This window comes from Streptomyces sp. NPDC047061 (assembly GCF_040643955.1).
In the GTDB taxonomy this organism is placed as follows: Bacteria; Actinomycetota; Actinomycetes; order Streptomycetales; family Streptomycetaceae; genus Streptomyces.
Map to the genome: position 1 here is coordinate 495,863 of NZ_JBEYVI010000003.1, position 22,965 is coordinate 518,827.

The 22,965-nt window shown below is 71.2% G+C and carries 23 protein-coding genes and 1 rRNA gene; 14 read left to right on the top strand and 10 right to left on the bottom strand.

The genetic code is table 11. The annotated features are described in order from the left end of the window. Window positions 1-148: 148 nt before the first annotated feature. Complete coding sequence (locus tag ABZ887_RS08310; protein ID WP_361284513.1) at window positions 149-499, top strand: hypothetical protein; 351 nt, start codon at window positions 149-151, stop codon at window positions 497-499. On the opposite strand, the gene ABZ887_RS08315 is transcribed toward ABZ887_RS08310, so the two are convergent. Next, entirely contained in the window at window positions 477-1,169 is a 693-nt protein-coding gene (locus ABZ887_RS08315) for an FCD domain-containing protein (protein ID WP_361284516.1), read from the bottom strand. The two genes, ABZ887_RS08310 and ABZ887_RS08315, sit on opposite strands and share 23 nt — an antisense overlap. A gap of 79 nt (window positions 1,170-1,248) precedes the next feature. Between ABZ887_RS08315 and ABZ887_RS08320 the strand changes: the two genes are divergently transcribed. The 4 genes from ABZ887_RS08320 (at window position 1,249) to ABZ887_RS08335 (ending at window position 4,005) form a co-directional block, all read left to right on the top strand. Beyond that, on the top strand, window positions 1,249-2,634 hold the full coding sequence (locus ABZ887_RS08320; RefSeq protein WP_361284519.1) for a CynX/NimT family MFS transporter: 1,386 nt from the start codon (window positions 1,249-1,251) through the stop codon (window positions 2,632-2,634). Window positions 2,635-2,896: 262 nt separating this feature from the next. Then, complete coding sequence (locus tag ABZ887_RS08325; protein ID WP_089107830.1) at window positions 2,897-3,013, top strand: SGM_5486 family transporter-associated protein; 117 nt, start codon at window positions 2,897-2,899, stop codon at window positions 3,011-3,013. 175 nt (window positions 3,014-3,188) lie between these two features. Further along, window positions 3,189-3,395: a hypothetical protein gene (locus tag ABZ887_RS08330; RefSeq protein ID WP_361284523.1), complete on the top strand. Its 207-nt coding sequence runs from the start codon at window positions 3,189-3,191 to the stop codon at window positions 3,393-3,395. Window positions 3,396-3,486: 91 nt separating this feature from the next. Beyond that, window positions 3,487-4,005, top strand: a complete 519-nt coding sequence (locus ABZ887_RS08335) for a histidine phosphatase family protein (RefSeq protein WP_361284526.1) — start codon at window positions 3,487-3,489, stop codon at window positions 4,003-4,005. Window positions 4,006-4,148: 143 nt separating this feature from the next. Here the strand turns inward: ABZ887_RS08335 and serB are convergent, their stop codons facing one another. Both serB and ABZ887_RS08345 read right to left on the bottom strand, forming a co-directional pair. Continuing rightward, on the bottom strand, window positions 4,149-5,357 hold the full coding sequence (gene serB, locus ABZ887_RS08340; protein WP_361284529.1) for a phosphoserine phosphatase SerB: 1,209 nt from the start codon (window positions 5,355-5,357) through the stop codon (window positions 4,149-4,151). Between the two features lie 301 nt (window positions 5,358-5,658). Then, window positions 5,659-7,695 (bottom strand): streptophobe family protein, encoded by a 2,037-nt coding sequence (locus ABZ887_RS08345; RefSeq protein WP_361284532.1) that lies wholly within the window; start codon window positions 7,693-7,695, stop codon window positions 5,659-5,661. A 232-nt stretch (window positions 7,696-7,927) separates the two neighbouring features. Between ABZ887_RS08345 and ABZ887_RS08350 the strand changes: the two genes are divergently transcribed. Beyond that, complete coding sequence (locus ABZ887_RS08350; RefSeq protein WP_361284535.1) at window positions 7,928-10,474, top strand: FHA domain-containing protein; 2,547 nt, start codon at window positions 7,928-7,930, stop codon at window positions 10,472-10,474. Between the two features lie 89 nt (window positions 10,475-10,563). Here the strand turns inward: ABZ887_RS08350 and ABZ887_RS08355 are convergent, their stop codons facing one another. The 3 genes from ABZ887_RS08355 to ABZ887_RS08365 all read right to left on the bottom strand — a co-directional run bounded on the left by ABZ887_RS08355 (window position 10,564) and on the right by ABZ887_RS08365 (window position 13,431). Next, entirely contained in the window at window positions 10,564-11,361 is a 798-nt protein-coding gene (locus tag ABZ887_RS08355; RefSeq protein ID WP_361284538.1) for a transglycosylase SLT domain-containing protein, read from the bottom strand. Window positions 11,362-11,656: 295 nt separating this feature from the next. Further along, window positions 11,657-12,739: an S-adenosylmethionine:tRNA ribosyltransferase-isomerase gene (locus tag ABZ887_RS08360; protein WP_361284541.1), complete on the bottom strand. Its 1,083-nt coding sequence runs from the start codon at window positions 12,737-12,739 to the stop codon at window positions 11,657-11,659. Continuing rightward, window positions 12,736-13,431, bottom strand: coding sequence for an SDR family oxidoreductase (locus ABZ887_RS08365; protein ID WP_361284544.1), 696 nt, complete (start codon window positions 13,429-13,431; stop codon window positions 12,736-12,738). Before ABZ887_RS08365 ends, ABZ887_RS08360 begins: the two co-directional genes overlap by 4 nt. Before the next feature lie 226 nt (window positions 13,432-13,657). On the opposite strand from ABZ887_RS08365, the gene ABZ887_RS08370 reads away from it, so the two are divergent. The 3 genes from ABZ887_RS08370 to ABZ887_RS08380 all read left to right on the top strand — a co-directional run bounded on the left by ABZ887_RS08370 (window position 13,658) and on the right by ABZ887_RS08380 (window position 15,856). Continuing rightward, window positions 13,658-14,803 carry a GAF domain-containing sensor histidine kinase gene (locus tag ABZ887_RS08370; RefSeq protein ID WP_361284547.1) on the top strand — a complete coding sequence of 382 codons (1,146 nt, stop codon included), beginning with the start codon at window positions 13,658-13,660 and terminating at the stop codon, window positions 14,801-14,803. After that, on the top strand, window positions 14,796-15,437 hold the full coding sequence (locus tag ABZ887_RS08375; RefSeq protein ID WP_361284550.1) for a response regulator transcription factor: 642 nt from the start codon (window positions 14,796-14,798) through the stop codon (window positions 15,435-15,437). Before ABZ887_RS08370 ends, ABZ887_RS08375 begins: the two co-directional genes overlap by 8 nt. A gap of 170 nt (window positions 15,438-15,607) precedes the next feature. Beyond that, window positions 15,608-15,856: a chaplin gene (locus tag ABZ887_RS08380; RefSeq protein WP_089107841.1), complete on the top strand. Its 249-nt coding sequence runs from the start codon at window positions 15,608-15,610 to the stop codon at window positions 15,854-15,856. Between the two features lie 206 nt (window positions 15,857-16,062). On the opposite strand, the gene ABZ887_RS08385 is transcribed toward ABZ887_RS08380, so the two are convergent. Next, a complete protein-coding gene (locus ABZ887_RS08385; protein WP_361284554.1) occupies window positions 16,063-16,848 on the bottom strand; it encodes a hypothetical protein in 786 nt (261 codons plus the stop codon). A gap of 150 nt (window positions 16,849-16,998) precedes the next feature. Between ABZ887_RS08385 and ABZ887_RS08390 the strand changes: the two genes are divergently transcribed. The 3 genes from ABZ887_RS08390 to ABZ887_RS08400 all read left to right on the top strand — a co-directional run bounded on the left by ABZ887_RS08390 (window position 16,999) and on the right by ABZ887_RS08400 (window position 19,371). Beyond that, a complete protein-coding gene (locus ABZ887_RS08390) occupies window positions 16,999-17,790 on the top strand; it encodes an ABC transporter ATP-binding protein (protein WP_181805866.1) in 792 nt (263 codons plus the stop codon). Between the two features lie 71 nt (window positions 17,791-17,861). Continuing rightward, entirely contained in the window at window positions 17,862-18,296 is a 435-nt protein-coding gene (locus tag ABZ887_RS08395) for an NfeD family protein (protein WP_361284558.1), read from the top strand. 130 nt (window positions 18,297-18,426) lie between these two features. Continuing rightward, complete coding sequence (locus ABZ887_RS08400; protein WP_361284561.1) at window positions 18,427-19,371, top strand: SPFH domain-containing protein; 945 nt, start codon at window positions 18,427-18,429, stop codon at window positions 19,369-19,371. Between the two features lie 108 nt (window positions 19,372-19,479). Here ABZ887_RS08400 and ABZ887_RS08405 read toward each other — a convergent pair whose 3' ends face one another. The 3 genes from ABZ887_RS08405 to ABZ887_RS08415 form a co-directional block, all read right to left on the bottom strand. Then, window positions 19,480-19,989 (bottom strand): HNH endonuclease, encoded by a 510-nt coding sequence (locus ABZ887_RS08405; protein ID WP_361284564.1) that lies wholly within the window; start codon window positions 19,987-19,989, stop codon window positions 19,480-19,482. A 167-nt stretch (window positions 19,990-20,156) separates the two neighbouring features. Next, window positions 20,157-20,696, bottom strand: a complete 540-nt coding sequence (locus ABZ887_RS08410; protein WP_361284567.1) for a YbhB/YbcL family Raf kinase inhibitor-like protein — start codon at window positions 20,694-20,696, stop codon at window positions 20,157-20,159. A gap of 65 nt (window positions 20,697-20,761) precedes the next feature. After that, window positions 20,762-21,544, bottom strand: coding sequence for a sporulation protein (locus ABZ887_RS08415; protein ID WP_361284570.1), 783 nt, complete (start codon window positions 21,542-21,544; stop codon window positions 20,762-20,764). A 148-nt stretch (window positions 21,545-21,692) separates the two neighbouring features. Between ABZ887_RS08415 and ABZ887_RS08420 the strand changes: the two genes are divergently transcribed. Beyond that, window positions 21,693-22,343, top strand: coding sequence for a DNA-3-methyladenine glycosylase (locus ABZ887_RS08420; protein ID WP_361284573.1), 651 nt, complete (start codon window positions 21,693-21,695; stop codon window positions 22,341-22,343). Window positions 22,344-22,875: 532 nt separating this feature from the next. Then, a 16S ribosomal RNA gene (locus ABZ887_RS08425) occupies window positions 22,876-22,965 on the top strand; the annotation flags it as partial.

Here is a 22,965-nt window from a genome sequence, read left to right on the forward strand (position 1 = left end):
CGAGGCCCGCATCCCGTGAGGGTGCGGGCCTCACCCGTTCGGCCCACCGGCCGGGCCGTCGCCGCTCGGGCGGCGCACCCTGGATTACGCGTGGAGCGATCGTTCACCGCGCGACGTCCCTCCCCAGCCCGGCCGAGGAGGTCCCCTTGTGCGCCTGTCCCGCAGCCTGGCTCCGGTGACCCTGGCCCTCGCCCTGGTGCTGTCGCTGCCCTGCGACGCGGAGTCCCACACGCGCGTGCCGAGCGGGCACGAACCCGCCCCGGAGCTGTTCGGTGCGTCGTGTCGGACCACCGTCCGCGGCTCCCATGTGGTGGCCTACTGCCACAACCCCTATGTCGACACCGACCGGGTCCGGCTGCACATCGAGTGCGCCCAGTGGTGGGACATCGACACCGACGGCTCCCCGGTCGACACCGGCCCGGCGCTGACCGTACGGCTCTCCGGCCGCTGCTGGAAGGAGGTCCGCGCGGTGTGGATCAGCCACCAGAAGGTGAGCTGAACCGGTCCGGACGGCACAGGAACGGGTAGCTCGCCGCCTCCTTCGCCGCCGCGTCCGCGTCGCCCGCGCGGATCGCCTCCACCAGCCGGGCGTGGTCCATGTACGACTGCGGCGTCAGCTCGGCGCCGACGTCCGCGCGCAGCCAGTCCCGCAGCACCTCGCCCAGGTCGGCGTACATCGCCGTCAGTACGTCGTTGTGCGAGGCGGCCACCACGGCCAGGTGCAGGGTCGCGTCCGCCGTCACGAAGGCCTCCGCGTCCCCCGACCGCCAGGCCTGCTCGCGGCGTGCCAGGAGGGCGTCGAGCTGCCTGAGGTCCTTCTCGGTGCGGCGGGCCGCGGCCAGCCGGGCGGCCGACGACTCCAGGGTGGAGCGCAGCTCGGCGATGTGCCGGGGATCGGCCTCGGCGAACCGGCGGTGCATCACGCCGGCCAGCTCACTGGTCGCCGCGACATACGTCCCCGAGCCCTGGCGGATGTCCAGCAGGCCGTTGTGCGCCAGCGCCCGGACGGCCTCCCGGACGGTGTTCCGGGCCACCCCGAGCTGCTCGACCAGCTCCGGCTCGGTGGGGATGCGTGAGCCGACCGGCCACTCGCCCGAGGTGATCTGGTTCCGCAGCTCGGCGATGACCTGCTCGGACAGCGCCGAGCGGCGCGGATGGCTCAGAGGCATGACACACCTTCGCACGCGAGGACCCGGCGGGAACGATCGGGCCTGCCCGGGGATGGACAACCAATCATCCCATGATTCTATGATGGGCCTCATGGCAGGCAAGGAAACCGAGAGCGCGGCGTCTACGACAGCACGGACGACAGCACGGACGGCAGTAGGGACGACTGCAGGGACGACTGCAGAGACGACTGCGCGGTCGACGGCACTCGAAGGGAGCCCCGCGACCGCCACGCGCGCGTGGACGACACGGCTGGTCGTCATCGGCATCGTGCTGTCCGCGGTCAACCTCCGGCCCGCCATCACCAGCCTCGGCGCCCTCCTGGAGGAGGTCCGGGACGGCCTCGGCATGAGCGGCAGCGTGGCCGGGCTGCTCACCTCCGTGCCCCCGCTCTGCTTCGCCGTCTTCGGCGTCACGGCTCCCCGTCTCGCCCGCCGCTTCGGCCCGGTGGCCGTGGTCTGCGCCGGCATGGTGGCCGTCACGGCCGGCCTGCTGATACGCCCGTACGCCGGGAACACGGCCGGGTTCCTGGCCGGCAGCGCGCTCGCGCTCATGGGCATCGCGGTCAGCAACGTGCTGATGCCGGTCATCGTCAAGCGCTGGTTCCCCGACCGGGTCGGCTCCATGACCGGCCTGTACTCGATGGCCCTCGCCGCCGGCACCTCGGTGGCGGCCGCGGTGACCGTGCCCATGACCGACGCGCTGGGCGGCGGCTGGCAGGCCGGGCTGGCCGTGTGGGGCGGGCTCGCGGCGGCCGCGGTGCTGCCGTGGGTTCCGCTGGTACGGGACCGGGGAACGGCACCGGCTCCCGAGGCAGGGGCAGGGGCAGGGGCAGAGGCCCCGGCCCGCGCGCGTGCGGAGCGGCAGCCGCCCGCCCTGCGGATCACCCGCAGCCGTACCGCCTGGGCGCTCGCCGTGTTCTTCGGGCTGCAGGCCACCGCCGCCTACATCACGATGGGCTGGATGGCGCAGATCTTCCGGGACGCGGGCGTCTCCGCGAGCACGGCGGGGCTGCTGCTGGCCGTCACCATGGCGATGGGCGTACCGCTGGCCTTCGTCATCCCGCGCGTGGCCACCCGGCTGCCGCACCAGGGCCCGATCGTGATCGCGCTCGGCGTCTGCGGCCTCGCCGGATACGTCGGCCTGTATCTCGCGCCCGCCGGCGGCGCCTGGGCCTGGGCCGTGCTGCTCGGCATCTCGAACTGCGCCTTCCCGCTGGCCCTCACCATGGTCGGGATGCGGGCCAGGACCGGCTCGGGCGTCGCCCAGCTCTCCGCGTTCGCCCAGAGCACCGGATACCTGATCTCCATCCCCGGCCCGCTGCTGGTGGGCGTGCTCTACCAGCACGGCGGCGGCTGGGGTCTGCCGATCGCCCTCATGATCGGCCTGATGATCCCGCAGATGGCCGTCGGCGTCCTCGCGGGCCGCGACCGCACGGTGGAGGACGAGGCGGCCGGGGCCGGGTGACGCGGAGCCGGCCGGGGCCATCTGACGTAGGGTGGGTCGGGGCCGCGTGACGTAGGGCGGGCCGGGAGCGCGTGACGTAGGGCGGGCCGGGAGCGCGTGACGTAGAGCCGGCCGGGACCGCCTCGTCGCACCGCCCCGGCGGCCTGCGCCGTCCCCTCCCGGCGGCCTGCGCCGTCCTCGCGGCGGCCCGTGCCGGCCCCCGCCGAGCCGTGTCGCGGCCCCCGCCCGGTCCGTCCCCTTCCGGGGGTGCCAGACTGGCCCCATGCCAGTGCTCGACCCGAACCCCCAGAACGGTCAGAAGAAGATGCTGATCGTCTTCGGCTCGTTCTTCGCCATCTTCATCGTCATCGCCGTCATCGCGACCCTCGCGTCCCCCTGACCACGCCGGCCACGCCCCCGCGGCCGATGGTGGGGCTAGCCCCACCGTCCCCTAGGGGGTGAGGGTCAGGGTCAAGTGGGTGGATCACCGGATGGGTTGGAGACCGCGGATTCCGTAGTTTCGAGGTGTGGCCGCGAGGACGGCCGACGGACCTCGGAGACCAGCGGAGGCGATCATGCCGGCCCTAACGCACACCCGGCCCCACCCGGCGACCCCGGGCAGCGTCGACATCCGGCTCCCCTGGTGGGCGCTCGCCCTTCCCGCGCTCGCCTTCGTCGCCCTGCTGATGCTCATACTGAACCCGGCGGACGCCCACGCGGCCACCGGCGACCCCGCCGTCACCCACCTCGTCGAGCGCGTACAGCAGCTCGTCACCCGCTAGCCGCCGTACCTCGGCGCCGGCCGCCGGGCAGGGCGAAGTCGCATGTCAACTCCCTGCGCCCGATGGCCTGTTTCATGCGAAGCTGGGTGCCATGAGCGTCGCAGAACCCCGCAGGATTGTCCTCTTCCGCCATGCGAAAGCCGACTGGCCACAGGTGACCGACCACGAGCGACCGCTCGCTGACCGGGGTCGAATGGACGCCGCCGTCGCCGGACGCAAGCTGGCGGACAGCGGCATCACCTTCGACCTGGCCCTGTGCTCCACCTCCCTGCGTACCCGGGAGACCTGGAAGCTCGCCGTCCATGAGCTCGCGCACCGGCCGAAAACCATCTATGAGGAGCGGGTGTACGAGGCCTCGCCGGGCGAGCTGATCGCCGTGCTCAACGAGGTGCCCGACGACGTACAGAACGTGATCCTCATCGGTCACAACCCCGGCGTGCACGGGGTGACCGAGATCCTCGCCGGCACCGCCGAGGCCGACGCCCGCGAGCGGATGAACCGCCGGGGCTTTCCCGCCGCCGCCTTCGCCGTCGTGACGCACGAGGGCTCCTGGAAGGCTCTGGAGCCCGGCGCGGCCACACTCGCGGACTACTGGGCACCCTCCGAATGAGACCACCGCACCACTGACGTGGCACGCCGAGGGCCCGGCACCGTGGAGAACGGTGCCGGGCCCTCGCGTCCCGATCGGCGCGTCCCGATCGGCGCGTCCGTGCGGGGTGTCCGGATCGTCGGCCGGACGGTTCAGCTCCCGGCTCAGCCCTCGTCGTGGGTGTCCGCCGCCTCGACCTCTTCGCGGGTGACGCCCAGCAGATACAGGACCGTGTCGAGGAACGGGAAGTTCACCGCGGTGTGCGCGGCCTCGCGGACCACCGGTTTCGCGTTGAAGGCGACACCGAGACCGGCCGCGTTCAGCATGTCCAGGTCGTTGGCCCCGTCACCGATGGCCACCGTCTGTACCAGCGGCACGCCCGCCTCGGCGGCGAACCGGCGCAGCAGCCGCGCCTTGCCCGCCCGGTCCACGATCTCGCCGGTCACCCGGCCGGTCAGCTTCCCGTCGACGATCTCCAGCGTGTTGGCCTGGGCGAAGTCCAGCCCGAGCCGCTCCTTCAGATCGTCGGTGACCTGGGTGAAGCCGCCCGAGACGACGCCGACTTGGTAGCCGAGCCGCTTCAGCGTACGGATCAGGGTCCGCGCGCCCGGCGTCAGCCGCACCTCGGCGCGCACCTTCTGCACGACCGACTCGTCCAGCCCCTTCAGCAGCGCCACACGCGCGTGCAGCGACTGCTCGAAGTCCAGCTCGCCGCGCATCGCGGCCGCCGTGACCTCGGCGACCTGCTCCTCGCAGCCGGCGTGCGCGGCGAAGAGCTCGATCACCTCGTCCTGGATGAGCGTCGAGTCCACGTCCATGACGACCAGCCGCTGGGCCCGCCGGTGCAGACCCGCCGCCACGACCGCGATGTCCACGCCGAGCTCGGCCGCGTCGGAGGCCAGGGCGGTGCGCAGCGGCTCGGTCTCCACGCCGGACACCGCGAACTCGACCGCTGTCACCGGGTACTTGGCGAGCCGGAAGATACGGTCGATGTTGCCGCCGGTCTTGGCGATCCGGGCGGCGATGGCGGCCGTCGACTCGGCGGTCAGGGGGTGGCCGAGGACGGTGACCAGGGAACGGCCGAGACCGCGCGGCCGGTTGTCGCCGCGGCCGGAGATGATCTCCGCCTGCATCTTCACCGACTCGGCCCAGCTGTGCACGGTCGCCCGGAGATCGCCCTCCAGCCCCGCCGGGGGCTGGGTCACGAGCGCGCACAGCACCAGGCGGCCTCGTGTGACGACCTGCTCGATGTCGACCACGTCGACCATGTAGGCGGCAAGAGTGTCGAAGAGGCCGGCCGTGATGCCCGGCCTGTCCTTGCCGAAAATCTTGACGAGGAGAGTGGGGACCTCGGAGGTCTGCGGATCGCTCATGGTGTAACCACGGTAACCGGCACCCAGTGCCTGCGGCGCAGGTGGTCCGCCTGACGGACACGGAACAATAGGTGTCGGGCCGGTGTCGGACGCTTGGCTTCCGGACAACGGGCGAACGTGCGTGCGATGTCCATGGCCTGCCCGGGCAGGCCGGGCAGGGGAGACACCCGGCCGCGCCCTCACGCATTGGTTCGGCACCGGGACACGCGCACGCCGGACGTCACGATCCGTGCGGCCGCCGCTCCCGGCTCCCGGCCGCCGCTCCCGCTTCCACTCCCGGCTCCCGCTCCCGCGCCCGGTCTCAGCGCCGGGGTCGCCCGGGCGGAGGGGGCGGGGGAGGAGGCGGTGGCGGCGGTGGCGGCGGTGGCGGCCCGGCGCTCGGGCCGCCCTGGGGCCCGTCGGGCCGCCGCGCGCCCGGCCTGGGCCGCGAGGAGCGGGGCGGCGGGTCGACCGGCCGGGCCATGGTGGGCGCGCCGTACACGTCGCCCGAGCCGGGCGGCGGTGCGTCGGAGCGGTCCCCGCCGCCACCCGGCCGGCTCTCCTCCGGTGCCCGTCGTGCGTCGGCGCGCCGGCCGTCGTCCGCCGGGGGCGGTGCGTCCGGCGGACGACGGCCCCGGACGGCGGGACCGCTCGGCGGCGCCGCCCGCCGCGCTCCACCGGACCAGGCTCCCCGGCCGCCCCCTGACCCCCTTGACTCCCCTGAGTCCCGCAGCTCCTCCGGCACCCGGAGATACGGGTTCGTGTTCGGATTCGGCGGACGGTACGGGGTTCCCGGCGCATAGGGTCCCGCCCCGCTCCCGACCCGTTCGGGAGCGTTGCCGGCCCCCGGACGGGCAGGCCCGGCGCCCGCCCCGCCGTGCCCCGCGTCACCCAGTGCCAGCGGGGCCGCACGCGACCCGGCCGCGCCGGTCACCCATGCCAACAGAGCCCCCGAGGCCCCCGCCGCCGCGCCCCAGACCGCGCCGAGCAGCAACGCCATGCCCAGCTGCCCGTGCAGTTGGATCCCCGCCCCGAACGCGTCGAAGCCCAGCACCGACAGCGAGGCGTCCACCGACACGTCCGCCAGCCAGGCCAGCAGCGGCAGTGTGAGCGCGGTGGCGATACCCAGCCGCACCGCGCACCGTCCGGCGAACCCGAGCGCGCCGGAACGCGAGCCCGGCCCACCTGCGCCCCCAGCCCCGGCCGGGCCGCTCGGCCGCCCGGCGGGAGTCCGCCCCACCGAAGTCCGCCCCACCGGCGTCCGGACCGCCGTGAACACCCCGGCCAGCAGCATCAGCAGCGCCGCCGCCACCCCCAGCAGCCACACCCGTCCGTCCAGGTCGGCCAGGTGGCCCAGGGTCACCGACCGGTCGGACTTCGAGTTCAGGAGTTCGTCCAGGGGGTGCGGCAGGAACATGGTCAGGACGCCCGTGGCCCGGCCGTCGAAGGGGACGAAGAGGCCGATCGGGATGCCCAGCCAGACTCCGTTCGGGGCACCGAGCAGCGCCGCGCCCATGATCCGGGCCGGGTGCGGGTCGCCGATCGCCGCGAAGGCAGCCGCCGCCCAGCCGGCCGCCACGGCCACCAGGAGCACCGTCACCAGCGCCGAGGCCGCCGGCCGTACCACCCGGTGCACCGCCTCCCAGCCGCGCGGCAGCGGAGTCCGGCGGGAGGCCAGCAGGGCGATCAGCAGGATGCCCACCGCCCAGCCGAGGCCGCCGAGCAGGGTCGCCGCCGTGTCCACGCTGAAGCCGACCGCCGCGTTCGCGTTCACGAGGTCGCCGAGGCGGTCCGGCAGCAGCCCGCCGATGTCACCGATGCCGGGGATCTTCAGCCCGCCGCCGCTCCCTCCCCCCGGCAGCTTGTCCAGGCCGAGCGCACCGCCGTCGATCGTCACGACGGAGTGCCCCGCCCAGGCCAGTCCGCCCAGTGTCGCCACGAACAGCACGACCACCGAGCCCGCGCGGGCCAGGAGTTCGGCCGGGGCGATCACAACTCCCGCCGTGCGCAGGGACCGTAAGAAGAACCATGACAGGAGCAGCGCACCGACCAGGCTCACGCCCAATGGCGTGATCTGGATGGCCGTCGCGGCCTCCGCTCCCTTCAGGCCGAAAGCGGACAGATCTCCGTCCGGGGTGACCGAACCACCCGCCCCGAGCGCCACAACGGCCGCGGTCATGGGGCCCAGTGAGCCCGCCGCGTCGGCCCGCAGCAGATGCAGACCCAGCGCCGCCGTACCCGCCATACCGATCAACGCCCAGCTCACGGTGGCGATCGCGGACAGCAGGATGTCGGCCCACGGCAGCCGTACGCCGTGCCCCGCGCGCTCGACTCCCGTACCAGACGCATCAGCACTCATGGCAGACCCCCCGATCCGCAGGCGCACCGGACCACTCCGTCGCGCTTGTCCCCCTCGCGTGGATTACCACTCTCCGGGCCGGTTTCAACCCCGTCAACGGAAAGAGTTGAAGCGCTCGTCCGAGGCCTCCACAAGGCCCGGCTTTCGGTCAGAGGGCCGAGCCTGAAATAGTTCCCGACGATGTTCGACATCCCTAGACTCCCTGTGATGGGGGTAACTCGGGGGACTACTCATGGGGCTTGGAGTGCCGGAACTCGTACTCGAATCAGACGGACGCACCTGGACGCTCGATCCGTCCAGGTCATACACCCTCGGACGCGATCCGCAGGGGGACATCGTGTTCGACGACGCCAGGGTCTCCTGGCGACACGCCACGATCAGCTTCGACGGCCGCAGTTGGGCCATCGAGGACCACGGCAGTACCAACGGCACCTTCGTGCAGAGCCAGCGGGTCCAGCGGTCGGAGATCGGCCCGGGCTCGGCCGTTCATCTCGGCAACGCCAACGACGGACCGCGCCTGAGCCTGTCGGGCGCCGCGGCCGCCGTCGCCCAGCCGCAGCCCCGGCAGCAGCCGCTCGCGGCGCAGGGCGCGGGCGGTGCGGGCTGGTCCCAGCAGGCGGCTCCGCAGCAGTCGGCCGCACAGCCGCAGGCTCCGCAACAGGGCTGGCAGCAGGCCCCGCCGGCGATCCCGCAGCAGCAGGGCGTCCCGGCCATGGCCGCCGGCGGTGGCGCGGGGGCGCCGCCGGTCTACGGCGACCGCAGCCCGACCACGTTCCACCAGTTCTCCATCGGCCGCGTGATGCGCATCGGCCGTGCCCTGGACAACGAGCTGGTCGTCTCCGACCTGCAGGTCTCGCGGCACCACGCCGAGTTCCACTCCGCGCCCGGCGGCCGCATGGAGATCCGCGACCTCGGCTCGCACAACGGCACGTACGTCAACGGCATGCCGATCGCCAAGGGCGGCAGCGCGCTGCTCGACGCGGACGACATCGTGGGCGTCGGCCACTCCACCTTCCGGATCGTCGGCGACCGGCTCGAGGAGTTCGTCGACACCGGTGAGGTCTCCTTCTCCGCGCGCCATCTGACCGTCACGGTCGACGGCGGCAAGCAGATCCTCAAGGACGTCTCCTTCGGCGTCCCGGAGAAGTCGGTGATCGCGGTCATCGGCCCGTCGGGATCCGGCAAGTCGACCCTGCTCAAGGCGCTCACCGGCTACCGCCCCGCCGACGAGGGCGAGGTGCTGTACGACAACCGCAACCTGTACAAGCAGTTCGCCGAGCTGCGCCAGCGCATCGGTCTGGTCCCGCAGGACGACATCCTGCACAAGGAGCTGACCGTCAAGAAGGCCCTCAAGTACGCGGCCAAACTGCGTTTCCCCGCCGACACCACGACGGAGGAGCGCGAGGCCCGCATAGACGAGGTGCTGCGCGAGCTGAAGCTCGACATCCACAAGGAGAAGAAGGTCACCTCCCTCTCCGGCGGCCAGCGCAAGCGCGTGTCGGTGGCCCTGGAACTGCTCACCAAGCCGTCGCTGATCTTCCTCGACGAGCCCACCTCGGGCCTCGACCCGGGCATGGACCGCGATGTCATGCAGCTGCTGCGCGGCCTCGCCGACGACGGCCGCACGGTCCTCGTCGTGACCCACTCGGTGGCCGAGCTGGCGCTGTGCGACAAGCTCCTGGTGATGGCCCCGGGCGGCGCGGTCGCCTACTTCGGGCCGCCGGAGGAGGCGCTGAACTTCTTCGGCTACGACACCTGGGCCGATGTCTTCTCCGCCTTCGAGAACTACCGCGACTACGACTGGGCGGGCCGCTGGAAGGGCTCGCAGCACTACCAGATGTACGCCGCGGACATCGACGCCGTTGCCCCACAGGCCGTACAGATGCCTGCGATGCAGGCGATGAAACCGCCCAAGCCGCAGGGCTGGCTGTCGCAGTTCAGCACGCTCGTGCGTCGGTACGCGTCGGTGATCGCCTCCGACAAGGGCTTCCTGATCCTGACGGTGGTGCTGCCGCTCGTCCTCGGCTCGGTGAGCCTGCTCATCGACGCCGGCAAGGACCTGCTGGTCAACACGGAGATCAATCCGGCGACGAAGCAGCCCGTCCCGAACGGCACGGCCACCACGGTCCTGCTGATCCTGGCGGTCGGTGCCTGCTTCGCCGGTGCCGCGAACTCCGTCCGTGAGCTGATCAAGGAACGGGTCATCTACGAGCGGGAGCGCGCGACCGGCCTCTCCCGCTCCGCGTACCTGATGTCCAAGGTCTTCGTGCTCGGCATCGTCACGGTCCTGCAGGGCCTGCTGGTCGGCGTCATCGGCTTCGCCAGCCGGAAGATCCCGGCGGAGGGCGTGGTCTTCGGCCACCTCACGCTGCTGGAGCTCTGCCTGCCGGTCATGGCGCTGGGCTTCACCTCGATGATGTTCGGCCTGGTCATGTCCGCCCTGGTGAAGACCTCCGAGAAGACCATGCCGCTGCTGGTCATGTTCGCGATCATCCAGGTCGTCTTCACCGGCTGCCTGTTCGCCCTGAACGGCACGGTCGGCGTCAACCAGTTCTCGTACCTGATGCCGTCGCGCTGGGCCGTCGCCGCCGCGGGCGCCACCCTGGACTTCAACGGGATCGCGCCGCCGGGCAAGGGCAAGCCCGACGACCCGCTGTGGGCGCACACGGCCGGCGCCTGGACCCTGGACATGGTCGCCCTGCTCGCCCTCGGCGTGGTCTGCGCCTTCCTCGTGGCCCGCTTCCTGCGCCGTCACGAGCCCGAGGTCATGCGGAAGTAGCACGCCGGTGCCCATAGGACGCCCGAAGGGCGGCACCCCGCAGTGGGGTGCCGCCCTTCGGCATGTGCGTGAAGAGGTCCGCGCAGGCCTCAGTACGCGCTGTTGACGTTGTCCATCGAGCCGTACCGGTGGGCGGCGTAGTTGCAGGCGGCCGTGATGTTGGCGACCGGGTCGTAGATGTTCCACGAGGTGCCGGCCACGTGGTAAGTGGCGAAAGTCGGCGGGATGACCTGGAGCAGACCCTTGGAGGGGATGCCGTTGATGGCGTTGATGTCCCAGTTGTTGATGGCGTTGGGGTTGCCGGAGGACTCCCGCATGATGTTGCGGTACAGGCCGTTGTAGGAGCCCGGGATGCCCTTGGAGTGCATGATGTCCAGGGACTGGCGGATCCAGCCGTCGAGGTTGTTGCTGTATGTCTTCGCGGCGACCTGCTGGATCTGCGGGCGCTGCGCGGACCGGCTGGCGGCCTGCTGGGCGGCGCGCTTGGCGGCGGCCTTCTTGACGGCGGCGACGTGCTTCACGTGGGCCGCGTGGACGTGCTTCACGTGGGCGGTGTGCGCCTTCTTCACGTGGGAGACGTGGGCCGCGTGGACCTTCTTCAGGTGAGCCACGTGGAGCTGGTGGGCGGAGGCCTTCGTCTTGGCGGCGATGGCCTCGACCTTGACGTTCTGGAGGGCCAGCTGGTCGGTGACCTTGCCCGTGACGTTCTGGATCTGCGCGGTGCCGTGGGCCGCCTCGGCGGCGGTCGCGGGGGCACCGGACGTGATCGTCTCGGCGCTGCTCGGCACGGCCGAGACGGCGAGGGCGGCGGCGCCGAGCGTGGCGACACCGGCGAGCGCGATCTTGTGGCGCTTGGTCAGGGTCGGACTGTGGGTGTGCTTGGGCATGGCAGGACCTCTTCGAATAGCGCGGAGGTCGCTCGTTGTCCGCGGGGGAGACCGGCTCCTCCTGCACGAACACCGCGGGGGGAACCCGCGGTGCTGAGCGACGGCAGCCATTCTTAGCGGCCGCAAAATGCTGTGGCAAAGGTGTGACGTACGATCCCCGGTAGTGGAGCCCGGATGGGCAAAACGGGACAGACTGGAACGTCTGCCCCGTTCAAGAGGGGACCCTTTATCTCCTATGTCCGTTCGTACGTGATGTGCACCCTATGTGCGGCCTCACATGGGCTGCACATGAATCTCACCCGGAGTTGCTGTCGCAATGCTCTGCGTGAGTGCACTCCTCCGGGAGGATGAGGTGCACGTCCCCGAACTCGTGCCACAGGTAGAGCCCGCGCAGCGCCTCCTCGTAGCTGCGGTCGACCGCGGCCCGCCCCGCGACCGCCTCCAGCATCAGCAGATGCGAGGCCTCCGGCTCGTGCAGCCCGGTCAGCAGCCCGTCCACCACCCGCACCCCGCGCTCGGGCGTCACCACGAGCTCCGTCCACCCCTCGGCCGCCCGCACCACCCCGTCGGGCCCGGCGGCCGACTCCACGGCCCGCACGGCGGTCGTCCCCACGGCGACCACCCTGCCGTCACCTGCTCGCACGTTGTTGATGAGCCGAGCCGACGCCTCCGGCACGGCGAAACGCTCCGCGTACGGCGGCTCGTGCGCCTCCGCCGAGGACACCCCCGTGTGCAGGGTGACCGGCGCGAACTGCACCCCCCGGCTCACCAGCTCCGCCACCAGCCGCGCGGTGAAGGGCCGCGCCGCACTCGGCATCTCCGCACTGCCCGCCCCGTCCGCCGGCGGCAGCGCGAACACCGTCTGGTAGACGGACAACGGCTGGTCCCGCTCCGTATAGGAGTAACGAATGGGCCGCCCGTGCTCCCGCAGCAGTCCCCGTACGTCCGCCGACACCCTCGCCCACCACAGCCGCTCGCCCCGCGCACTCTGCGGCTCCTCCAGGACCAGCCGTACGCCCCCGGGCAGCCACACCTCACTCCCCGCACGCGTGCCCGCACGCGCGCGTGTGGTCCCGTTCCCGTCCGGCTCCCGCAGCTCGACCGCCCACCGCCCGTCGTCCCCGCGCGTGGAGAAGTGCACCACCACGCGCGCGTGCCCGGCCCGCCCGTCCACGGCGGCCGCCAGGGTGGGAGAGGTGTTCACCACCAGGAGGTCCCCGGCCCGCAGCAGGCACGGCAGCTCGGCGAAGGCGTGATGCGACGCCGCCGTCCCGCGCGACACCAGCAGCCGTACGGCGTCCCGCTCGAGACCCGGCCCGCGCTGCTCGGCCGGCACCCGCGCGGACAGCTCCTCCGGCACCCTCACCACGGTCGTCATCGCCCCTCCACCAGGGCCGGAGCGCCGTACCGCCCACTGGCCGGCCGCTCGTCGAGGAGCCGAAGGAACGCCGGGACGACGGACTCGGGTGCCGGCCGCGGATCCTCGTCGTCCGGTACGGCCGCCGCGTACAGGTCGGTCGCCATGTCCCCGGGATCCACCGCCCACACCCGCAGCCCCGGCTCCTCCACACCGAGCACCGCCGCCAGCTGGTCCAGGGCCGCCTTCGAGGCGCCGTAACCACCCCAGGTCTCGTACGCCTCGGCGCCCGCGTCCGAGCTGATCATGACCACCGCACCCGCCGCCGACTCCCGCAGCAGCGGCAGCGCCTCCTGGACCAGGCCCAGCGCCGCCACCACGTTCACCTCCAGCGCCCGGCGCAGCCCCTCCAGCGGCAGCTCGCCCAGGCGCAGCAGCGGCTCGGCACCCAGCGCGCTGGCATTGCTCACCACCAGGTCCACCCCGCCCAGCTCCCATGCCGAGGCCACCAGACCGGCCCGGTGCCCGGCGTCCGTCACATCGCCGGGCAGCGCCGTCACCCGCGTCCCGTGCCCCGCGACCGCCTCCGCCGCCTCCTTCAGGACCGCCGCGCTCCTGGCGTCCAGCACCAGATCCCAGCCGCGTGCGGCCAGCGCCTCGGCCAGCGCCCGCCCCAGCCCCTTCGAGGCCCCCGTGATGATCGCTACCGGCATGACAACCGTCCCCTCGGCTCCGTCCGCCTGCCCCGGCGGTGCCCCCCAACGTAGGAAGGGGACCGCCCCGGCCGCCTCGGACGCGGGCCGCAACCGGGTGGGTCCCTTCGGACTACGCCCCTGGTCCGGGTCCCGCGCCCTAGGTCCGCGGGCCTACGGCCACCGGCCCGGGCCCTGCGCCGTCGGCCCGATCCGTGGTGTCGGACCCCGCCGGTACCGTGAGGGCATGAGCCAAGGTCCCCGGTCCGGCCTCGCGGCGGTGAGTTCCGCGCTGCTGGCCATGAGCAGGCATCTGGAGGTGCGCGACGTCCTCAAGACGATCGTCGCCTCCGCCCGAGAGCTGCTCGACGCGCAGTACGCCGCGCTCGGCGTCCCCGACGACCACGGCGGCTTCGCCCAGTTCGTCGTCGACGGCGTCACCGACGCCCAGTGGAAGGCCATCGGCCCGCTCCCGCGCCAGCACGGCATCCTCGCCGCGATGCTGCGCGAGGCGAAGATCGAGCGGCTGGCCGACGTCCGCACGGACCCCCGCTTCGAGGGCTGGCCCTCGGCCCACCCCGACATGTCCGACTTCCTGGGCCTGCCGATCCGGGACGGCGACGAGGTGATCGGCGCGCTGTTCCTCGCGAACAAGAACTGCAGCAAACCTCAGGGCGGTTGCGGCTTCACCGCCGAGGACGAGGAACTCCTCTCCATCCTCGCCCAGCACGCGGCCATCGCCCTCACCAACGCCCGCCTCTACGAGCGCAGCCGCGAGCTGACCATCGCCGAGGAACGCTCCCGGCTCGCCCACGAGCTGCACGACGCGGTCAGCCAGAAGCTGTTCTCCCTGCGCCTGACTGCCCAGGCCGCCGCCGCCCTGGTCGACCGCGATCCCTCCCGTGCCAAGGGCGAGTTGCACCAGGTGGCCGCGCTCGCCGCCGAGGCCATCGACGAACTGCGCGCCGCCGTCGTGGAGCTGCGCCCCGCCGCCCTCGACGAGGACGGTCTCGTCGCCACCCTGCGCACCCAGGTCCAGGTCCTCGACCGCGCCCACACCGCGCGCGTGACCTTCGCCGCCGGCGGCCTCCGGGCCCTGCCCGCCGCCCAGGAGGAGGCCCTGCTCCGGGTCGCGCAGGAAGCACTGCACAACGCCCTGCGGCACTCCGGGGCCGAGCACGTCGACGTGACCGTGAACCGGCGCGGCGGCGGCGCCGTCCTGCGGGTCACCGACGACGGCGGCGGCTTCGACCCGCACCTCACCCGCAGTGCCGGACGCCACCTCGGCCTGGTCTCCATGCGGGACCGGGCGAGCGGCGTCGGCGGCACGCTGACCGTGGAATCGGCGCCCGGCAAGGGCACCACGATCGAGATGGAGGTCCCCGGTGGCTGACGCGATCCGGGTGCTGCTGGTCGACGACCACCAGGTCGTCCGCCGCGGTCTGCGCACCTTCCTGGAGGTCCAGGACGACATCGAGGTGGTCGGCGAGGCCGCCGACGGCGCCGAGGGGGTCGAGCGTGCCCAGGAGCTGAGCCCCGACGTCGTCCTCATGGACGTCAAGATGCCCGGCCTGGACGGCGTGGCGGCGCTGCGCAGGCTCCGCGAACTCGACAACCCCGCGCGCGTGCTGATCGTCACCAGCTTCACCGAACAGCGCACGGTCGTCCCGGCCCTGCGCGCGGGCGCCGCCGGGTACGTCTACAAGGACGTCGATCCCGACGCGCTCGCCGCCGCCATCCGTTCGGTGCACGCCGGGCACGTCCTGCTCCAGCCCGAGGTGGCCGGTGCCCTGCTCTCCCAGGAGGAGGCCAACACCGGTCAGGGCAGGGGCGGTTCGCTCACCGAGCGGGAGCGCGAGGTGCTCGGGCTGATCGCCGACGGCCGTTCCAACCGCGAGATAGCGCGCGCCCTGGTGCTGTCCGAGAAGACCGTCAAGACCCACGTCTCGAACATCCTGATGAAACTCGACCTCGCCGACCGCACCCAGGCCGCCCTGTGGGCCGTTCGCCATGGCGTGACCGGCTGAAACGCCCTCCGCAACGCTTCACGGACGGCAACCCGGAGGGTCGCCTTCCGGGCTGAGATTCATACCGTCGTGGGAATGTCACCCGGACGGCGCATCCTCGCCCGGCCGCCACCGTTCTTCAGTGCGTGCTGCGGCGACCGCCGTGGCGATCGCCAAGGAGGGCTCAAGAAGTGAAGAACCTGAAGAAGGCAGCGGCCGTGACGATGGTGGCCGGCGGGATCGTGGCCGCCGGTGCGGGCATGGCCTCCGCCCACACCGGCGGTGCCGGTGCGGCCGGCGCGGCCCACGGTTCTCCGGGCGTCGTCTCGGGCAACGTCATCCAGGCCCCGGTGGACGTCCCGGTCAACGTCGTCGGCAACAGCATCAACGTCGTCGGCGTGCTGAACCCCGCCTTCGGCAACCTCGGCCTCAACCACTGAGACCGCGCCGCACGGCGGCATCGACCTCCGGCCTTCCGGGCGCCCCCGGAAGGCCGGTCGGCTTGTCCGCGGCCGGGCAGCACCCCGTAAGGGGCGCGGGGCCGTATCCGATATGCGGCTACCGCCGCGTGGGCGCGACCGGCCACGACGCTGCCGCAGACGACGAACGGCACCGCGCTGCACCTCGCGCGCCCCGAGCGAAGCGCTCAGCGTCCCCGCTCGCGCTCCTCCACCATCGAGTTGTACGCCGCGACCTGTGCCCGCCGGGCCGTCCGCTCCACCGGTCGCAGCGCCAGCGACCGCCCCGCCATCTCCGACGCGCTCACCGCCCCGCCGTGCCCGTTGTCGTACGCCAGCGAGACCAGCAGCCCCACCCGCTGCGCCAGCTCCAGCACCCGCACCGCCCGCGGCGGATACCCCGGCGCCAGTACCTCCCGCCCCCGCTCGGCCCGCGCCCGGTACGCGTCGATCGCCGCCTCCGCCACCGGCCCCGAACCCGCGACGTCCAGCTTCGACAGCATCTCGGTGGCGTCCCGCAGCGCCTCCGCCAGCTCCCGCTCCGCCTCACCGAGCGACGGCACGTCGGCCGGCGGCGCCTCCCGTACCGGCAGCACGTGCCAGACCACCTCGACATGCACGTCACCGGCGGGCCCGGCCTCGGACACCTCCGGCACCAGACCGAACGCGGCGCCGTGACAGATCACCGCCTCCTCGGCCTCCAGCGCCCGCGCGTTGAACTCCGGCGGGCCGCTCAGTCCCAGCGGATGCCCGGGCGCCGGCAGCGCCACCCGCAGCCCGGTCGTCCCCAGCGTCCGCAGCCGCCCCAGCGCCAGCGTGAGCCCCACCGGCGCGGACTCACCCGGCAGCCCTTCCACCCGGTGCACCGCGTCCTCGCCGACGATGGCGAGCACGGCGTCATCCGGAGAGACAAGTCCGGCCAAAAGGGCATTTCCCCAAGCGGCGAGGCGTCCTGAACGCGGTTCCGAGAGCATGCCCCCACCCTAAGGACCGGACCGATGGAATGGAGCGCCGCACTCGTGGCGTAGATTTCGTAGGGGCTGCGCCCACCGGCGCCGCCGCCCGAGCCACAGGCGTACGCGACAGCCGAGACCGGCCACACTGCAAGGGGAGACAACGCGCTCATGAGCGATGTTCTGGAGCTTCAGGACGTATCTGTGGTCCGCGAGGGCCGGGCTCTGGTGGACCAGGTCTCCTGGTCGGTGAAGGAGGGCGAGCGCTGGGTCATCCTCGGCCCCAACGGCGCCGGCAAGACCACCCTCCTCAACGTCGCGTCCAGCTACCTCTTCCCCAGCAAGGGCACCGCCACCATCCTCGGCGACACCCTCGGCAAGGTCGACGTCTTCGACCTGCGCCCGCGCATCGGCATGGCCGGCGTCGCCATGGCCGAGAAGCTCCCCAAGCGCCAGACCGTTCTGGAGACCGTGCTCACCGCCGCCTACGGCATGACCGCCCACTGGCAGGAGGAGTACGACGAGGTCGACGAGCAGCGCGCCCGCGCCTTCCTGGACCGCCTCGGCATGACCGAGTACGTGGACCGGAAGTTCGGCACCCTCTCCGAGGGCGAGCGCAAGCGCACCCTGATCGCCCGCGCCCTGATGACCGACCCCGAGCTCCTCCTCCTCGACGAACCCGCCGCCGGTCTCGACCTCGGCGGCCGCGAGGACCTGGTCCGCCGCCTCGGCCGGCTCGCCCGCGACCCGATCGCCCCCTCCATGATCATGGTCACCCACCATGTCGAGGAGATCGCCCCCGGCTTCACCCACGTCCTGATGATCCGCCAGGGCAAGGTCCTCACCGCCGGCCCGCTGGAGCTCGAACTCACCTCCCGCAACCTCTCCCTCTGCTTCGGCCTCCCGCTCGTCGTCGAGCAGCTCGGCGACCGCTGGACCGCCCACGGACTGCCCCTGTCCTGACGGGACCTGACGGACCCTGACCCGGCAAAGCACTCTGTCGGGGTCGGCACCCCCGGCTCTACCATGACTATGTGAACAGCATCGACGCATGGGTGTGGTGGCTCGTCGTCGCGGCGGCGCTCGGTATTCCGCTCGTGATGACCGCGATGCCGGAGTTCGGCATGTTCGCGGTCGGCGCCGTGGCCGCCGCCGGTACCGCCGGACTCGGCGCGGGCGTCGTGCTCCAGGTGCTCGTCTTCGTCGTCGTCTCGGCCGCACTGATCGCCGTCGTACGGCCCATCGCGAACCGGCATGCCGCCCAGCGCCCCCAACTCGCCACCGGCGTCGATGCGTTGAAGGGCAAACAGGCCGTCGTACTCGAACGCGTCGACGGCGGCGCGGACGGCCGGATCAAGCTCGCCGGCGAGATCTGGTCGGCGCGCTCCCTGCACCCGGACCGTGCCTACGAAGTGGGCCAGGAAGTGGACGTCGTGGAGATCGAGGGGGCCACCGCGATCGTCATCTGACCTCGTAAGACTCAACTGAACAGAAGAGTCCCCGAGTTGCGCGTGCGTCTGTCAGACTCATCCAGCAAGATCTTCAACAACCATAAGATCTGCCGAAGCGCCGAGGCGGAGAAGGGTACGGGGAGCGACGATGGAACCGGTCATCATCGTCCTGATCATTCTGGTGGTGTTGGTCTTCATCGCCTTGGTCAGGACGATCCAAGTCATCCCACAGGCGAGCGCCGCCATCGTCGAGCGCTTCGGCCGCTACACGCGGACACTGAACGCGGGCCTCAACATCGTGGTCCCGTTCATCGACACCATCCGCAACCGCATCGACCTGCGTGAACAGGTCGTACCGTTCCCGCCCCAGCCGGTGATCACCCAGGACAACCTGGTCGTGAACATCGACACCGTCATCTACTACCAGGTGACGGACGCCCGCGCGGCCACCTACGAGGTCGCCAGCTACATCCAGGCCATCGAGCAGCTGACCGTCACCACCCTCCGCAACATCATCGGCGGCATGGACCTGGAACGCACCCTGACCTCCCGCGAGGAGATCAACGCGGCCCTGCGCGGCGTCCTCGACGAGGCCACCGGCAAGTGGGGCATCCGCGTCAACCGCGTCGAACTCAAGGCGATCGAACCGCCCACCTCCATCCAGGACTCGATGGAGAAGCAGATGCGCGCCGACCGTGACAAGCGCGCCGCGATCCTCACCGCGGAAGGCACCCGCCAGGCCGCGATCCTCACCGCCGAGGGCGAGAAGCAGTCCCAGATCCTGCGCGCCGAGGGCGAGGCCAAGGCCGCGGCCCTGCGCGCCGAGGGCGAGGCCCAGGCGGTCCGCACGGTCTTCGAGGCGATCCACGCCGGCGACCCGGACCAGAAGCTGCTCTCCTACCAGTACCTCCAGATGCTCCCGAAGATCGCCGAGGGCGACGCCAACAAGCTCTGGATCGTCCCCAGCGAAATCGGCGACGCCCTCAAGGGCCTCTCCGGCGCGATGGGCAACTTCGGCAACCTGGGCGGCGGTTCGAACGGCGGCGGCAACGTCCCGTCCCAGGAGCGCCGCGAAAAGCCGAACATCGACTGACGGTTCTGAAAAACAAAGGTTCCCCGCACCCCGGTAAGGGGCGCGGGGAACTGCGCGACAAGCCACAACGCGGCCGCAGCCGCACGACGGGACCGGCCAGGCACACGACTAGGCGGCGACATCTCCCGCCAGCCACTCAGGAAGCGCCGCCAAATCCTCGGCCCCCATGGCCAGCAGCATCGCATCCTGCGGCGAAGGCTCGAACGGCTTCCGAAGCAACGGCATCTCCGCCTGCTCCGGCGTCCGGTCCGCCTTCCGGTGATTGTCCTCCGCGCACGAGGCCACCGTGTTCAGCCAAGAGTCCTGACCGCCCTGGGCCCGAGGCACCACGTGGTCGACGGTCGTCGCCCGACGCCCGCAGTACGCGCACCGGTGCCGGTCCCTGACCAGCACCCCCCGCCTCGACCAGGGCGCCTGTCTCCGAAAGGGCACCCGTACATACCTGCAGAGCCTGATCACCCGAGGCGCAGGTATGTCCACCTCGGCACCGCGCATGCGCAGCTCGGGGTGGGCCTGCTCGACGACGGCCTTGTCCTGGAGCACCAGAACAACGGCGCGGTTCAACGTCACCGTAGACAGCGGCTCGAAGCTCGCGTTCAGCACCAGCGTGTCACGCATCCAGCCCACCTCCCATGTGCACCGTGCCCACCCCCGGCGGGCTTGGATCAACTCTGGACGGGCGCGCCGAGATGGACAACGCAATAAAAACTGCCCGCCCCTGATCACTTCCATGACCAGAGGCGGGCAAACGTTCAATGAACGCTCAGCTGATTTCGCGCGCGGCGTCAGCCCTGCTCGGGGTTCTCGTACTCCCCGATGAGCTGCGCCCGCGCGATCGCGTGGAACCGCAGGTTGAACCCGACGACGGCGGGCGACACGTCGGCGTCCGGACCGAGCTTCTCCTGGTCCACCGCGTACACCGTGAAGACGTACCGGTGCGGCCCGTCCCCGGGCGGCGGCGCGGCACCGCCGAAGTCCTTCGACCCGTAGTCGTTGCGCACGTGGACCGCACCCTCGGGCAGGCCCTCGAACTTGCCGCTGCCCGCGCCGGCCGGCAGCTCGGTCACCGAGGCCGGGATGTCGAACAGGACCCAGTGCCAGAACCCGCTGCCCGTCGGGGCGTCCGGGTCGTAGCAGGTCACGGCGAAGCTCTTGGTCCCGTCCGGGAAACCCTCCCACCGCAGCTGCGGCGAGACGTTCCCCTTCGCGTAGACCTGAGCGTCCTTGAGCGTCGCCCCTTCCACGATGTCCTCGCTCGTCACCGTGAACGACGGGACGGGCGGATGGAAGTCATGGGGGAGAGGCCGCCGCTTGAGCTCGGTCACCTCGGTACCTCCTGATCGGTACTGATCGATTACGGAACCCGTCACGGAATCCGCGGTTCCCGAGCCTAGAACCAGTTGCGCTTGCTGCCGACCTCGGACAGCCACTGGTTGAGATACGCCGCCCAGTCGGTCCCGTGGAAGTCGTGCAGACCCACCTGGAACGAACGGAACGTGTCACTGCCCTCGCTGAACAGCCCCGGCTTCTTGTCCATTTCGAGGATGACGTCCATGGCGTGCGCGTCCGCCACGAAGCTCAGCTCGACCTGGTTCAGCCCCCGGTACTGAGTCGGCGGGTGGAACTCGACCTCCTGGTAGAACGGCAGCGTCTGCCGCGTCCCCCGGATGTGCCCCTTCTCCAGGTCCGCGTGCTTGAAACGGAAGCCCAGCTGGATGAAGGCGTCCAGGATCGCCTTCTGCGCCGGCAGCGGATGCACGTTGATCGGGTCCAGATCCCCGGAGTCGACGGCACGCGCGATGTCCAGCTCGGTGGTCACCCCGATGTTCATCCCCCGCAGCGCCTGCCCGTCGATCATCGTGACGGGCGTCTCCCACGGAATCTCCAGCCCGAACGGCACCGCGTGCACGGCCCCGGCCTGAAGCTCGAAGGCACCGCCGAGCCGCACCTTGCCGAAGCCGATGTTCTGCTTGTACTCCTCGTCGCCGCTCTCCACCTCGACCCGTGCCTGGAGACCCACGGACAGCCCCTGGATCTCCTGGTTCACCGAGCCGCCCTGGATCCGCACCTCGCCCTGGACGACACCGCCCGGTACGACGTTGACCTCGGTGAGCACCGTCTCGACGGACGCCCCGCCGGCCCCCAGGCTCGCGAGCAGCTTCTTGAACCCCATGACTCTCCCTCTACTGCCTCTACTACGTACGGACCCTTGATCCCTACAAACGCGATCCGGTCCCGACCGGTTCCGGCCCACACCCTGGCAAGCAGACCAATCCTTGACCAGCCCTTGGCGTCCCCGGCCTGGACTAGGCTCGGACGCCATGATCGCGCCCCCGGACCGTACGCCACTCCCCAGGACCTTCTTCGACCGCCCTGTACTGGAGGTCGCCCCCGACCTCCTCGGCCGCACCCTCCTCCGCACCACCCCGGACGGCCCGATCGCGGTGCGCCTCACAGAGGTGGAGGCGTACGACGGCCCGAACGACCCCGGCTCGCACGCCTATCGCGGTCACACCCCCCGCAACGACGTGATGTTCGGTCCGCCCGGACATGTGTACGTCTACTTCACCTACGGCATGTGGTTCTGCATGAACCTCGTCTGTGGCCCCGAGGGCACCGCCAGCGCGGTCCTGCTCCGCGCCGGCGAGATCATCGAGGGCGCCGAGCTCGCGCGCAAACGTCGACTTTCGGCCCGATATGACAGAGAACTGGCCAAAGGGCCCGCCCGCCTGGCCACCGCCCTGGGCGTCGACCGGGCCCTGGACGGTACGGACGCGTGTGCCGTCGGCGAGACACCGCTGCGGATACTGACCGGCACGCCCGCACCCTCCGACCAGGTACGCAACGGTCCACGCACCGGGGTCGCCGGCGAGGGCGGCGACGGCGACGCCCATCCCTGGCGCTACTGGGTCGCCAACGACCCCACGGTCAGCCCCTATCGGGCCCACGTACCCAGGCGCCGCTCAAGTTGACGCGTCCCTGGAAGGTGCGTAATGTAGCCCGAGCCGCTGAACCGGGTACGGCAATCGCCAGCAGTCGGAAGCGGCCACCCACTACCTACGACTTCCCCTGGCAGGGTCCATTTCGGCATGCCTGCATGCCCGAATTCGAACTCGTGGGACTCGATTATGAGTCCCGGCGGGAATCGGCTAACGTAGTGAATGTCGAAAGGCCGACGGGCGGAAGCCGGAAAGCCTCAAGACAATCCCGCCGACCGGGAATCGGACGCCGAAAGGGTCTGATAGAGTCGGAAACACCGAAGGGAAGCCCGGAGGAAAGCCCGAGAGGGTGAGTACAAAGGAAGCGACCGTTCCTTGAGAACTCAACAGCGTGCCAAAAGTCAACGCCAGATATGTTGATACCCCGTCTCCGGCCGTTATGGCTGGGGCGTGGTTCCTTTGAAACAAACACAGCGAGGACGCTGTGTGCGAGGGGATTATTCCTCCTCTCGCACCGCTCTCGTGGTGTTGCACCGGCTGTATTAATTTACTGGCCGAGTAAACATTCACGGAGAGTTTGATCCTGGCTCAGGACGAACGCTGGCGGCGTGCTTAACACATGCAAGTCGAACGATGAACCACTTCGGTGGGGATT

Excerpts from the sequence above, each read along its gene's own strand:
- ABZ887_RS08385 (WP_361284554.1), bottom strand. The coding sequence starts at position 16,848 with ATGCTCTCGGAACCGCGTTCAGGACGCCTCGCCGCTTGGGGAAATGCC.
- ABZ887_RS08390 (WP_181805866.1), top strand. The coding sequence starts at position 16,999 with ATGAGCGATGTTCTGGAGCTTCAGGACGTATCTGTGGTCCGCGAGGGC.
- ABZ887_RS08400 (WP_361284561.1), top strand. The coding sequence starts at position 18,427 with ATGGAACCGGTCATCATCGTCCTGATCATTCTGGTGGTGTTGGTCTTC.
- ABZ887_RS08415 (WP_361284570.1), bottom strand. The coding sequence starts at position 21,544 with ATGGGGTTCAAGAAGCTGCTCGCGAGCCTGGGGGCCGGCGGGGCGTCC.
- ABZ887_RS08330 (WP_361284523.1), top strand. The coding sequence starts at position 3,189 with ATGCCGGCCCTAACGCACACCCGGCCCCACCCGGCGACCCCGGGCAGC.
- ABZ887_RS08420 (WP_361284573.1), top strand. The coding sequence starts at position 21,693 with ATGATCGCGCCCCCGGACCGTACGCCACTCCCCAGGACCTTCTTCGAC.
- ABZ887_RS08325 (WP_089107830.1), top strand. The coding sequence starts at position 2,897 with ATGCCAGTGCTCGACCCGAACCCCCAGAACGGTCAGAAGAAGATGCTG.
- ABZ887_RS08405 (WP_361284564.1), bottom strand. The coding sequence starts at position 19,989 with ATGCGTGACACGCTGGTGCTGAACGCGAGCTTCGAGCCGCTGTCTACG.
- ABZ887_RS08365 (WP_361284544.1), bottom strand. The coding sequence starts at position 13,431 with ATGCCGGTAGCGATCATCACGGGGGCCTCGAAGGGGCTGGGGCGGGCG.
- ABZ887_RS08360 (WP_361284541.1), bottom strand. The coding sequence starts at position 12,739 with ATGACGACCGTGGTGAGGGTGCCGGAGGAGCTGTCCGCGCGGGTGCCG.
- ABZ887_RS08355 (WP_361284538.1), bottom strand. The coding sequence starts at position 11,361 with ATGCCCAAGCACACCCACAGTCCGACCCTGACCAAGCGCCACAAGATC.
- serB (WP_361284529.1), bottom strand. The coding sequence starts at position 5,357 with ATGAGCGATCCGCAGACCTCCGAGGTCCCCACTCTCCTCGTCAAGATT.
- ABZ887_RS08335 (WP_361284526.1), top strand. The coding sequence starts at position 3,487 with ATGAGCGTCGCAGAACCCCGCAGGATTGTCCTCTTCCGCCATGCGAAA.
- ABZ887_RS08370 (WP_361284547.1), top strand. The coding sequence starts at position 13,658 with ATGAGCCAAGGTCCCCGGTCCGGCCTCGCGGCGGTGAGTTCCGCGCTG.
- ABZ887_RS08345 (WP_361284532.1), bottom strand. The coding sequence starts at position 7,695 with ATGAGTGCTGATGCGTCTGGTACGGGAGTCGAGCGCGCGGGGCACGGC.
- ABZ887_RS08320 (WP_361284519.1), top strand. The coding sequence starts at position 1,249 with ATGATGGGCCTCATGGCAGGCAAGGAAACCGAGAGCGCGGCGTCTACG.
- ABZ887_RS08350 (WP_361284535.1), top strand. The coding sequence starts at position 7,928 with ATGGGGCTTGGAGTGCCGGAACTCGTACTCGAATCAGACGGACGCACC.
- ABZ887_RS08315 (WP_361284516.1), bottom strand. The coding sequence starts at position 1,169 with ATGCCTCTGAGCCATCCGCGCCGCTCGGCGCTGTCCGAGCAGGTCATC.